The 12,767-nt window shown below is 51.7% G+C and carries 10 protein-coding genes; 3 read left to right on the top strand and 7 right to left on the bottom strand.

Annotation, left to right across the window (positions count from 1 at the left end; all coding sequences use genetic code 11):
* Positions 1-3: 3 nt before the first annotated feature.
* The 6 genes from PJDR2_RS04115 to isdC form a co-directional block, all read right to left on the bottom strand.
* Positions 4-1,254 (bottom strand): FxLYD domain-containing protein, encoded by a 1,251-nt coding sequence (locus PJDR2_RS04115; RefSeq protein WP_041613285.1) that lies wholly within the window; start codon positions 1,252-1,254, stop codon positions 4-6.
* Positions 1,255-1,429: 175 nt separating this feature from the next.
* Complete coding sequence (locus PJDR2_RS04110) at positions 1,430-2,203, bottom strand: ABC transporter ATP-binding protein (RefSeq protein WP_015842421.1); 774 nt, start codon at positions 2,201-2,203, stop codon at positions 1,430-1,432.
* Entirely contained in the window at positions 2,193-3,173 is a 981-nt protein-coding gene (locus PJDR2_RS04105; RefSeq protein ID WP_015842420.1) for a FecCD family ABC transporter permease, read from the bottom strand. The genes PJDR2_RS04110 and PJDR2_RS04105 overlap by 11 nt, the downstream gene beginning before the upstream one ends.
* A gap of 4 nt (positions 3,174-3,177) precedes the next feature.
* Complete coding sequence (gene isdE, locus PJDR2_RS04100; protein ID WP_015842419.1) at positions 3,178-4,113, bottom strand: heme ABC transporter substrate-binding protein IsdE; 936 nt, start codon at positions 4,111-4,113, stop codon at positions 3,178-3,180.
* Between the two features lie 67 nt (positions 4,114-4,180).
* Positions 4,181-6,919 carry an S-layer homology domain-containing protein gene (locus tag PJDR2_RS31725; protein ID WP_015842418.1) on the bottom strand — a complete coding sequence of 913 codons (2,739 nt, stop codon included), beginning with the start codon at positions 6,917-6,919 and terminating at the stop codon, positions 4,181-4,183.
* A 49-nt stretch (positions 6,920-6,968) separates the two neighbouring features.
* Complete coding sequence (gene isdC, locus PJDR2_RS31720) at positions 6,969-8,015, bottom strand: heme uptake protein IsdC (protein WP_015842417.1); 1,047 nt, start codon at positions 8,013-8,015, stop codon at positions 6,969-6,971.
* Positions 8,016-8,518: 503 nt separating this feature from the next.
* Between isdC and PJDR2_RS04085 the strand changes: the two genes are divergently transcribed.
* The 3 genes from PJDR2_RS04085 to isdG are packed head-to-tail and all read left to right on the top strand — an operon-like array spanning position 8,519 to position 11,597.
* The gene (locus PJDR2_RS04085; protein WP_015842416.1) at positions 8,519-9,457 is read left to right on the top strand and encodes an ABC transporter substrate-binding protein; all 939 of its coding nucleotides are present in this window, start codon (positions 8,519-8,521) and stop codon (positions 9,455-9,457) included.
* An 11-nt stretch (positions 9,458-9,468) separates the two neighbouring features.
* Positions 9,469-10,467 (top strand): FecCD family ABC transporter permease, encoded by a 999-nt coding sequence (locus tag PJDR2_RS04080; protein ID WP_015842415.1) that lies wholly within the window; start codon positions 9,469-9,471, stop codon positions 10,465-10,467.
* Entirely contained in the window at positions 10,464-11,597 is a 1,134-nt protein-coding gene (isdG, locus tag PJDR2_RS33715; RefSeq protein ID WP_015842414.1) for a heme oxygenase, read from the top strand. The genes PJDR2_RS04080 and isdG overlap by 4 nt, the downstream gene beginning before the upstream one ends.
* A 279-nt stretch (positions 11,598-11,876) precedes the next feature.
* On the opposite strand, the gene galU is transcribed toward isdG, so the two are convergent.
* Positions 11,877-12,761, bottom strand: coding sequence for a UTP--glucose-1-phosphate uridylyltransferase GalU (gene galU / locus PJDR2_RS04070; RefSeq protein ID WP_041613284.1), 885 nt, complete (start codon positions 12,759-12,761; stop codon positions 11,877-11,879).
* Between the last annotated feature and the right edge of the window lie 6 nt (positions 12,762-12,767).

Genomic DNA, 12,767 nt, shown 5'->3' with positions numbered 1-12,767 from the left:
CCCCTAATCCAAATACCAAGTCATATGATCGATAGCCACTGTTGCATTCTCATCCTGCACATGATGAACAACAAAGGAGAAGCTGAACGTCTCGCCCGCCTCAATATAAGAAGGGGTTGCATCCACCTTGCCCGTTGTAATCACTTTTCCTTCCGAATCATGAACCGTATATTCAATGACCACGGAATAAATCGGCCGGGTAGCTGCGTTGAGCAGTTCCCCCTTCACGTTAAAATCGCCAAAAAGATCAAGCTGCGCATCGATATGCTTCACTTTAACCGCCGCCGTCTGATTGATCAGATCCTCTTCCGCCGCCTTCTGCATCGCCTGCTCAATCCGCTGCTGCTCCGCGTCTTCGAAGTTTTTCTTCTCTACTACAATCCGGTCATACAGCTTAGTCAGCTTATCGTTGTCAGGCGCGTAGATGAGCCCTTTTTGCGCTGCCGTAATAGCCGCCGAGAAGTTCTTCTTCTTACGCATCGCGTCGGCCTCGTCATAGCTGATATCCGCAATCTTCGCTTCGATCTTCTGTCGCAGCGCAAGCGCCTCGTCTCCGGACAAGCCCTTCACCTGGTTATACTCCCCCGCAAGGTCGTCAATACCGGTCATGCTCTCATACTCCGCCGATACTTGAAGCACCGTTACCTTCGTCGACATTTCGTCAACCAGATCCCGTACTCTGCCAAAAATCGGCTCTTCCCGTCCGCGAAGCTTCGACTTCACCTGCTCCAGCTGGATAGATGCTTCGCCCAGATCCTGGTCGTCCAGGCGCTGCTGAATTTCCGTCAACGTACGGTCAAGCGATAAAGCCTCTTCCACAACCTTCAAATCTGCCTGCACCGGCTTGAAATCCGGACGCGCATCCGCCGCTTTGTTCAGCTGCCGGAATGCCTCCTCGTATTTACCCGCCAATGCCTCCTGTCTGGCAGCATTCTGCCAATCCAGGACTCGGTTATTTAATCTGGCTTCATATAAATAATAGGACAACAGTACCGCTGCAATACCAAAGAGTACAATGACGGGGATCAGTCCGATGAACAAACTGCCCCGGCCAGTCTGCTTTAACGGCGGTTGCGACGTCTCCAATGCTGAGCTTGCCTGGTCCTTTGCTATATCCCATTCTTCAAACGCTGCCGCCTGATCATCTGTTCCGTGCTGCAAATTCCGCTCTGGCTCCAGCAGCCTGCCGCATCTGCTGCAGTATACGGCATCCGCATCATGCTCCCTAACGCAATGATGGCAATACAATTTCATTCTCCTCCAACTTGAGTGTTCATCTCTTTATATCTCTTATCTATTCTATATGAAAAAATAAATGATCTCCATTTTTCCTTTACGGAAAATAAAAAAAGTTTCTCCAACCCTTACCAATTTTAACGCCAAAAAAGCCGAACCCCGCTTCAGCAGGATCCGGCTCATCTTAAATCGCCTATTTTACTCCAATCGGCACCATATACATACCCGTTCTTTCATCGCTGCGGATGGCAACCTCGATTCCGTAAATCTCCTTCATCGTATGCTCCGTCACCACGAATTCGGGAGGCCCCTGAAGCAGCAGCTTCCCTTCCTTCATTACAAGCAAATGGTCGCTGTAGCGGATCGCCTGATTCAGATCATGCAGCACCATGACGATCGTTAGACCATGCTCGACATTCAGCCTGCGGATAAGCTCCAGCAGCTCATATTGGTAGAACATATCCAGAAAGGTCGTTGGTTCATCCAAAAACAAGATTGGCGTACGCTGCGCCAGCGCCATCGCAATCCATACGCGCTGCCGCTCTCCGCCCGACATCTCGGTCAAGCGCTGCTTCCGCCCCCCGGACAAACCCGTCAGCTCCAGCGCCCATTCAATGGCAGCGTCGTCCTCTTCCCCGCCGGGCATCCACATATTGCGGTGAGGCAGCCTTCCGAAGGCAACAAGCTTCTCCACCGTTATGTCGGACGGCGCTTCGTTCTGCTGGTGAACGACCGCCAGCTTGCGGGCGAGCTCGCGCGGCTTGTACGCCGAGATCGCTTTGCCGCCCAGCACCGCTTCCCCGCTTTGCGGCAGGTAGTGCCGCGACAATACGCCAAGCAAGGTAGACTTGCCGCTGCCGTTTGGCCCGATAATGGTTGTAATTTTCCCTTCTTCGATCGAAGCAGTCACCTCATGGAGGGTATGTGACTTCTCCTTATAAGCAAACGTCACCCGGTTAAGCTCCAAATTCGCGTCCCCCTTTTCTCAGCATAAAGACAAGAAACGGTCCGCCGATAACGGTCATAATAATCGAGGCGGGAATTTCGGTAGGCGCCAGGACCGTGCGTCCAATCGTATCCGCGGACAAAATAAGCAGCGCTCCGGCCAGTGCCGAGAACGGAATAAGCGCTTTATGGTCGGAACCGATAAGCAGCCTGGAGATATGCGGAATCAGCAGGCCTACGAACAGGATTAGACCGCCAACGGCAGTAGCCACCGAAGCAAGCAGGACCGCAATAACGGAAATCACAATCCGCGCGCGGGCCACGTTCAGCCCGAGGCTGCCCGCCGTCTTATCCTGGAGCGACAGCATATTGCACCATGGAATGACCAGCAGCGAGAGCAGCAGGCCGATAACCCCGTAAAGACCAAGCACCTGGACATCCGTCCACGTCTTCATCGTAAAGATCGAGCTGATCGCCTGGTTCACCGACGTCACCGCATAGCTGCCCCGGTAGTTGAAGGACTGCCCAAGTCCCGTGAAGGTTGCGTTGATCGCGACGCCCACCAGCAGGGTTCTCATCGGGTTAAGTCCGGATTTCCAGGACAACGAATATACGAGCAGGAAAGCAAGAACGCCTCCGGCAATCGAAAAAACAGGCATCCAGAAGAACATTGCCGGAAAGATGGTCACCATCAGCACGGACACAAAGCCGGCGCCGGAGGAGATTCCGATGACCCCCGCATCCGCCAGCGGGTTACGCATGACAGCCTGAAGAAGAGCACCCGATACGGCAAGCGCCGCTCCGCTGAGCATGGAGACAATAATGCGGGGCAGCCGCAAATCGCGGACGACCGCCACCTCTTCGTTGTTTCCGTTTATTAATCCGTCGATAAGCTCAATAAATCCAACCTTAATGCTGCCCGTTGTCATCGACCAGAAGGTAACGCCAAGAAGCAACAGGAGGACAACGGCAAAGCTGATTGTTTTTCTCATCGCGTTATGCAGCATCCTTCTCTTCGGGATACAACATCGGAACAAGCGATTTCAGCGCTTCGGCCGCGGCCAGGTTAGCCGTTGTGCCAAACAGCTCTTCCGGAAGATCGTAGACCCGCCCGTTCTTCACCGCGTTAAAATGCTTCCAGATATCGTTCTTCTTGAACTCTTCGTCAAACATCTTGATAACTTCGTCAGGCATCCCGTGAGCGGCTCGCAAAATTATGTCCGGATTGGACTTCTGCAAATATTCGGTGTTGGAAGCCAGATACTCCACCTTCGCTCCGCTCGCGATATTCACGCCGCCGGCCAGCTGCACAAGGTTGCCGATATAGGATTTTTCCGTCGCCACGAGATAGCTGCCCGGAACGCCAAGCAGAATAAGCACAGTCGGCTTTGTTTTGCCCTCCGTCGTCTTGCTGATCTCGGCAATTTGCTCGTCGATCTTACTCACGACCTCCGTCGCTTGCCCCGTACGGTCATACTTCTGCCCCAAAGTCTTGATCGCCTCTTCCATGCTCGCAAGGCTCGTCAGATCCAGGAAAGTCGCGTTAATCTTCGCTGCTTCGAAAGCCGGCTCCAAATCCACCTTAAGCGTGGTGACGGACAACACCTCGGTTGGACGCAGCGACTTCACAAGCTCCATATCCGGACTCATTGGATTTCCGACTTCCTTAACCTCCTTGTAACGATCCGGCAGCGTCTTCACGCTCGTCGGAATGCCTACAAGGTTAAGCTCAAGCGCATCCATGATTTGAGTAACGGCTACGGTAGTGGATACGATACGCGTCTCTTCCTTCGCGGATTCCGTTGCCGCGGGCTTGCTTGCATTTGCGGCGGTCGATTCCGGCTCCTGTGCCGGCTTATTGCCGGAGGAACAAGCAGCTAAGGCGCTTATGGATAAAGTTACGACCAGCATTTTCGCCAATCTGGCAAACATCTTATCTCTCCTTTCCGAAAAACAAGGCAGAGGACGTCCGGCCTCCCGGACATCCCCTTGCGTACTTTTATTTCGTTGCTGCTTGCTGCGCTGCTTGCGCAGCCGCAAAATCCAGAGCGCGAAGGATCAAAGTCAAAGCCTCGGCGCGTGTTGCATGGGCAAGCGGGTCAAACTTGTTATTGCCTTTGCCTTGGAGAAGGCCGTATTTCACTGCCGTGGCAACGGCTGCTTTCGCGTACTCAGGCACACTGTTTGCATCCGCAAAGTTCAAAGACGATGCTGGCTCAAGCGGTAGGCCAAGCGCTTTTACAACCATAACGGCAATCTCCGTGCGCGAAATCTCTTGCGCCGGACGGAACGAATCATCGGCATAACCGCTGATGATTCCCGCTGCCGCCGCTTGCTCGATAAACGGCTTCGCCCATGACGGAATGGAGGACAGATCGCTGAAGTTAACCGTTGTGCCGTTTTCAGGAGCTTTAAGCTTCAAGGCACGGCTGATCATAGCCGTAAATTCAGCGCGGTTAATAACGCCGTCCGGTTTGAAAGTACCGTCGCTATAGCCGGTTACGATACCAAGCTGGGCGGCGCGTTTGATCGACTCGTTCGCCCAATGCTTTTCAACATCCTTGAAGGTACCAGGTTGTTCGGTCGAAGGATCCGTTGTTTCTTCCTCTTCTTCATCAGGAGTGGACGGAATCGACGGATTACCCGTCCAACCCGGCTCGGTGTAAGTGAAATAACTGCCAAACTTGATTTGAACGTTATATTCTTCGTGATAATTCATGGAATCCCAGTCGATTTTGACCCAGCCGTTCTGGATTTGAGACAGGTCACTGACTGTAAACGTCACGTCACGCGTGTTTTTCTCTGTATTGGTATTGCTTGGTGGCGTTACACCATTTACCTTGAAGCCTGTAATTTCTTTGCTTTGCGTTAAACGGAGAGTTACGGTATATACATCGTTATTTGCTACGAGAGTAGCAGGATGGACCACATAGCCGTTCATAACCGAGGCTTCGGTAGTACCTTCTTTCAGAATCGTGAAGTTCAGGCTGTACGTGCCGTTCGGGATCTTAGGTTCAACCGGCGTAGTACCGCCGCCCGACGCGTTTGCAACGGCAGTTGTAAGAGCTTGTAATTGAGCAAGAAGCTCCGCTTCGCGGGAAAGCAAATGATCAACCGCGGCAGCGGCAGCGATTGCTTGCGTTAATTGGGTGCTCTTGTTCGCGATGGCGTTAGCTTCCGTAAGCTTCGCTTTCAGCGCCGCTCTTGTTTCAGCCTTCGCATCCTGATTGATAATGATATACATCGGGTGGTTGCCTTGTTGCGGGCCAGCCTGGTAAGTGATTTTTCCAACGATTGGATCGGTAAAGCTTGCAATCGCATAATCGTAAACATGCCCGATAACCGCATTGTCCGCATTGTAAATCGAGGACACCTCAATAGGCGTAACGCCATCGATGACAAGCTGCAGATTGATGCCAGCATGCAATACACTTACGCGTAAATACTTTTGACCATTAACTTCATAGGTTTTAGAATCGTAGTAATTTCCTCCGACCCTATTATCGAAAGGTGCATTTTTGTCTGCGAAGTTCACGTAGTTCAGCGTAACGGCTGCAGGCTCTACTGTTTCTCTTGCAATAGCAGTCGTAAGAGCTTGTAATTGTGCAAGAAGCTCCGCTTCGCGGGAAAGCAAATGATCAACCGCGGCAGCGGCAGCGATCGCTTGCGTTAATTGCGTGCTCTTGTTCGCGATGGCGTTAGCTTCAGTAAGCTTCGCTTTTAACGCCGTTCTTGTTTCAGCCTTCGCATCCTGATTAATAATAATATACATAGGGTGGTTGCCTAGTTGCGGACCAGCCTGGTAAGTGATTTTGCCAACGATGGGATCGGTAAAGCTTGCAATCGCATAATCGTAGACATGGCCGATAACCGCATTGTCCGCATTGTAAATCGAAGACACCTCGGTAGGCGTTACGCCGTCGATGACAAGCTGCAGATTGATGTTCGTGTGCAAAACGCTTACGCGTAAATACTTTTGGCCATCAAGTTCATATGTTTTTGCGTCGTAATAATTTGTTCCGACTGTTGCATCGTAAGATACTGTTTTATCCGAGAGTTTCACGTAGTTCAGCGTAACGGCGGTAGGCTGTACCGTTTCTTTTGCAACAGCCGTTGTAAGTGCTTGAAGTTGGGCAAGAAGCTCCGCTTCGCGGGAAAGCAAATGATCAACCGCAGTAGCTGTAGCGATTGCTTGCGTCAATTGGGTGCTCTTGTTCGCGATAGCGTTAGCTTCTGTAAGCTTAGCCTTCAATGCTGCTCTCGTTTCAGCTTTCGCATCCTGATTGATAATGATATACATAGGGTGGTTGCCTAGTTGAGGACCAGCCTGGTAAGTGATTTTACCAACGATTGGATCGGTAAAGCTCGCAATCGCGTAATCATAGACATGCCCGATAACCGCATTTTCTGCATTGTAAATCGAAGACACCTCAATAGGCGTAACGCCATCGATGACAAGCTGCAGATTAATACTCGTGTGCAAAACGCTTACGCGTAAATACTTTTGGCCATCAAGTTCATACGTTTTTGCGTCGTAGTAATTTGTTCCGACCGTTGCATCGTAAGATACCTGTTTGTCTGTCAATTTCACGTAATTTAACGTAACATCCGTAAGCTGTACATCCTCAGCTGCATGAGCAGCCGTAGAAAAACCTGAAAATAAAGCGATAACCAATGCGATAATCAGCATTATCGAAACCTTTTGTTTTACCTTCTTTTGCAGAACACTCTCCAACATTTCCGACAACCTCTCCTTATGTAAAAATGAATAAAGTTCAAAACCTCATCTATTGTCTGGTCGAACGTTTGCGCCGTTGGACGATAAACATCACTGCCCCGGCTATAATGACGGCAGCCAAAATATAAATAACTTTCAAATTCCGGCCATTGTCGTCTGCCGGCTGTAAAGCCTCCTCAGCAAGCGGAACTGAAACCGCTTCTGCATCGGCATCGCCTGCCGATCCTGCGGCTGCAGCTTCATTGCTGCCCGAATCGCTCGCTTCCGCTGCACCCGGTTCTCCCACCGCGGTTGAATCCTCCGGCGTGCCTGGAGCCTCGCTCGCTTCCGGACTATTCGCATCGGCTGCCGGTGTGGCTGACGGCTCCTTCGTAGCGGATGCGCCAACCGCTTCAGAATTCCCTTTGCTATCGCTGGAACCTGCTGCCGCCGTGCCGCTTGCCCCCTTCTCCTCCGTAGAGGTTGGCTTCGCCGTTGAAGCCGGGGAAGGCGACGGCTCCTTGCTGCCGGACGGATTTGCCGTCCCGGTGCCTGTGCTTGCGCCTTTATCAGCCGCCGGCGTTTCCTTTGGTGTTTCCTTCGGCGTTTCTTTAGGCGTCTCGGTCGGTTTTTCCGCAGGCTTCTCGGCGGCTTTAATCAGCTTGAAGCTGTTCGTATCAAAAGAGAATCGGATCGTGTACTTATGGTCGTATCCGATATCCTCAACCGTTACGTGGATCTTGGCGGAAATAGGCTTCGAGAGATCCTCCGTCCGAAACTCGACCGTTCTTTTGTCCGCGGCTTCATCCGTGCTCACCACTTTCACGGCGGTGTAGGATCCGCTTCCCGACGGGACGCTGAACTCTTTCACCCACTTACTGTGATTAATGGTCATCCGGACCGTAGCCCCGTTGCCCGCAACCGTGACGGTCGCCGGCTTCTCCCAATAATCGTTGGCGATCGACGCGGAATCATCCTCGGCTCTGAGCACCACGTAATCGGCCGAGTAGCTTCCGGCTTCCAATGAGGATGCGGCGGCTGCGTAAGCTGGAATACAGGCGATAATGACCATTAAAGAGAAGATCCAAGCGCCTATTCTCCCTATTCTTGTTTTCATTGAAACCTCCAAAATTATTTTACTTAATACCATTTATTTACTTTTAACAAATGGAAATAAGAGAAAATAATTATTCAAAAGTATTGCGACAACACTTTATTGATTATCATTCTCAATAAAGACCAAAAAAATAGGATCTGCATCCTCCCTCCTACCTCGCAATAAAATTTGGGGCTATAAGCAACCCTAGTCCTTCAATATTCAAGGATTTCGGGCATGAAGAAGTACATTGGGCCCAAATAATACCCATAACCTTCCATCGTTCTTCCTCGCATGCCAGACCTCATGTAAACTCAATGAGAAAATTATCACAGTTTAATTGAGAACGTCAACCATAAATATGAAATTCATCTCATTTATTTTTATTTTTTATCATCAAAAATTTTTATCTAAAAAATTCCTGAAAAACTATTGACGTTTTAAGTGAGAATGAATATCATTATTGTCAAACTGAGAATCGTTCTTGATTACTTGGCCATTTTTACCCATAAAGGAGGGCAATCATGCGTAATCGCTTATCGCTAGTAGCAGCCGTTGCGGCCATTATCGTTATAAGCTGTTGCGCTTGCGGCAATACTGCGTCGCCTGCCCAAGCAGGCAGTGAAATCGCGATCAAGGACTTCACCGGAAGAAGCCTCGGCTTTAACCATGTTCCGGAACGAATTGTTGCTCTTGGCAACGGCGAAACCGATATTATCTACGCGCTTGGCGGCAACCTGGTAGGTCGCCCTACCTCCGAGCTGCCTCAAAGTCTGGAAGCCTTAAGCGAAGTGAAGCAGATCGGGACGGCCCATGAGGTCGATCTCGAGAAAATTACGCTGCTGCATCCGGATGTTGTGCTTGGCAACAGTCCGATGAACACGAAGGACATCCCGACCATCGAGAGCATCGGCTCCAAGATGCTGCTTACGAGCGCTAATTCCGTGCAGGAAATTACGCAGCAAATCGAATTGTTCGGCGAGCTTCTTCAAAAAGAGGACCGGGCAAACGAGCTCGTGGAGCAAATCAACGGCCAGCTGGCTGAGTACAAGGCAGCCGCTGCGACAAATGGACCAAAAGTGCTGCTCGTATACGGAGCTCCCGGAACGTTTATGGCCGCCCTTCCGTCTTCGCTTGGCGGCAACATTCTTGAACTCGCCGGAGGCATCAATATCGCCGCTGATTACCCCCGCCTGCAAAGCTACCCGCAATACGCGCAGCTTAGCAATGAAAGGATCGTACAGGCGAATCCGCAATACATATTTATCATGACGCACGGGAATGCGGAGCAGGTAAAGGAAAGCTTCTTGAAGGAAATGGCGGACAATGCGGCTTGGAACAATGTAGACGCGGTAAAGCAAGGGCATGTCGAGATTCTCCCCAATGATTTGTTCGGCACCAATCCGGGAACCAGGGTCATGGAAGCTTTGACACTCATGCGCGATCAATTGTCCGCAAGCTGAAAGGGAAACTCATGAACATCAAGCAACGTACCAAACGTCGAAAACTCGTTCTCTCCATCGCGCCGGTCCTCGTTATCGCAAGCCTGCTTCTTGGCCTTATGGCGGGCTCCGTGCCTGTCGCGCTCGAAGATATTTGGCATGCCTTAACGGCCCGGGGAGAATCGCCCCAGGATACGATCGTCTTCGATCTCCGGCTGCCCCGCGTTCTGATCGGATTATTAACCGGCGCTTGTCTTGCCGCCTCCGGCGCTATCCTGCAGGGCGTCATGCGCAATCCGCTTGCCGACCCCGGCGTGATCGGCGTATCCTCCGGCGCTGGCCTGGCAGCCGTCATTACAATGGTTCTGCTGCCGCAATTCAGCTATCTCTTGCCGGCGGCAGCCTTCCTTGGCGCCTTAATATCATCGGTCATCATCTACACGCTGTCATGGGATAAAGGCGCTTCCCCGGGCAAAATCGTGCTCGCCGGCATTGCCTTAAACGCGCTGATCGGGGCTGTCATGAACGGCGTGATGGTCATGTACAGCGACCGTATTCAAGCCGTGCTGCCTTGGCTGTCCGGCGGACTAAACGGCAGAAGCTGGCATCATCTCTCCTTCATGCTGCCTTATGCGGCGGTAGGCCTCGTATTGTCGTTCTTGGCCATCAAGCCTGTTAATCTGCTCATGCTCGGGGATGATTCCGCCAAGCTGCTCGGGCAAAAAGTAGAAATGCAGCGCATGCTGCTTATTCTCCTTGCCTCCCTGCTGGCCGGAACGGCTGTCAGCGTTGCCGGGCTGATCGGCTTTGTCGGACTGATTGTCCCGCATGCGATAAGACTCATGATCGGCGACGATTACCGCTACCTAATGCCGGCATCCATTCTAGGCGGCTCAGCGCTTGTCGCGCTGGCTGATACGGCCGCCCGGACGGTGCTCGATCCCGTCGAGCTGCCCGTTGGCATTTTGCTGGCCGTCCTTGGAGCACCGTTTTTCTTATATCTGCTTAGGAAAAGGAGCAATTGGCGATGACAGCAGCAGAGACAAAAGGACTGACGCTGGAGCGGGGCATGTTCAAACTCACAGACGTCAATGCCATCATTCCGAAGGGGAAAATAACCGCTATCGTGGGACCAAACGGTTCCGGCAAATCCACCCTTCTCTCTCTTATTACCGGACTGTCTTCTCCCGATGAAGGCAGCATTACGATATTAGGCAAGCCTGCCGAGCATTATTCCAGGGCAGATTTCGCCAAGGCGGTCTCCATGCTCCCGCAGTCCAAGGAGTTTATGCCTAATGTCACGGTCCGGGAATTAATCGAATACGGCCGGTCCCCTCACCGGTCCATGTTCTCGCAGAAGCTCTCCAAGGAAGATCACGACGTGATCGAATGGGCGATGCGCCTGATGAGAATCAGACGGCATGACGACCGCATGTTTGCCACCCTCTCCGGAGGGGAGCAGCAGAAAGCCCGGATCGCCATGGCGCTCGCCCAGAAGACCGGACTGCTTCTGCTGGACGAACCAACGACGTATCTGGATATCGCGCATCAGCTTGAAGTGCTTGAAGCGCTTGTCAGTCTTAACCGACAGCAGCAGACAACGATTGTTATGGTATTGCATGACCTGCAGCAGGCTGCCGCTTATTGCGATCATCTGATTGCGATGAAGGATGGAGAGATTCATTCGGCCGGCGAGCCTAAGAACGTATTATCTAAAGGATTCATGAGAGAAGTGTATGAACTGGAGGCAAAGGTCAGCTTCGACGGCCATTACCCCGTTATTATTCCGGTTCGAAAACAAAACGAGGAGGAACAAACGATGATTATTGTAACGAACACGTCGCAGATCGTAAAAGGCAGCGGTGACAAGCTTGTTGAACGTTTTGACCGGATTGGCAAGGTAGAACAGATGGAGGGCTTCCTCGGACTCGAGGTATTGTGGACGCAAAATCTGAAAGAGTATGACGAGGTAGCCGTTGTTACCCGCTGGACTTCCAAGGATGCTTTCCAGGCGTGGACCAAAAGCGAAGCGTTCCGCGAATCGCATAAACACCGCAACATCCCGGACTATATTCTCGACAACAAAATTACGTTCCAGGAAATAAAAATTAAACGTAACCCGATTACGGAAACGGCGTTGAATGAGACGGCAGCGCAATAAATAATAGACAGATTCGGCAAAGCCCTCGTGTTGAGGGCTTTGCTTTTTTTACGAAAAACTACGCTGGAAAATATACCGTTGGAGGAAAATCTCTCTAGAACATGCGAAGTAGCTTAAATGACTAATTTTAATGGAGCAAATCCAATGTAGGCAATGGCTGCCGTCGTGGATTTGTTGGCTGTGTCGGTTCGGCAATAAGATAGAGATATCTTACGAGAATAATAAAAAACGCTGCTGCGTAGGGGTTTCCCCCTTCACAGCAGCGTACTTTTCCTATCCTTAGCCGAGGCGCTCGCGCAAATATTTGCGGACTTCCTCCGACAGATCCTCCCGCTCCAGGGCGAAATCAATCGTCGCTTTCACGAAGCCCAGCTTATCGCCCACGTCATGGCGTTTGCCCGTGAAGCGATGCGCCAGAATCGGAGCGAAATGATTCAGCTGCTGAAGGCTGTCCGTCAGCTGAATTTCCCCGGCCTTGCCGGGCCTAGCATGCTCCAGCAGCTCGAAGATCGCCGGATCCAGCACATACCGCCCAACGACCGCCCAATTGGATGGCGCCTGCCCTGGCGCAGGCTTTTCGATCAGGTCAAGAATGCGGTTACGGGAAGGATCAGCGTTATCAAAAGCAGCGATGCCGTATTTATGCGTCTGATTCCAAGGCACTTCCATCAGGGCGACAACCGAGGAGCCCGTCTCCTCGTACTGATGGATCATCTGCTGCAGGCATGGCGGCTCGGAACGCAGGATGTCATCGCCAAGCAGCACCGCAAACGGCTCGTCCCCGATAAAACGCCGCGCGCATAGAACAGCATGTCCAAGCCCAAGCGGCTCCTTCTGACGGACGTAATAGATATCGGCCAGATGCGAGATATCCCGGACGATGGCGAGCATCTCTTCGTTGCCGCGTTCCTCGAGTTCTTTTTCCAATTCATAAGATTTGTCAAAATGGTCCTCGATCGCCCGCTTATGCCTCCCGCTGACGATAATGATGCTGTCGATGCCGGACTGCACCGCTTCTTCTACAATATATTGAATAGCCGGCTTATCGATAATCGGAAGCATTTCCTTCGGCTGCGCCTTGGTAGCGGGCAGGAATCGCGTACCGAGTCCCCCTGCCGGAATAATGGCTTTGCGTACCTGCTGCCTCTTCTTCTCATGAAACATGGCCGT

This window comes from Paenibacillus sp. JDR-2 (assembly GCF_000023585.1).
GTDB lineage: Bacteria > Bacillota > Bacilli > Paenibacillales > Paenibacillaceae > Pristimantibacillus.
This window is presented reverse-complemented; position numbering and strand designations above follow the sequence as displayed.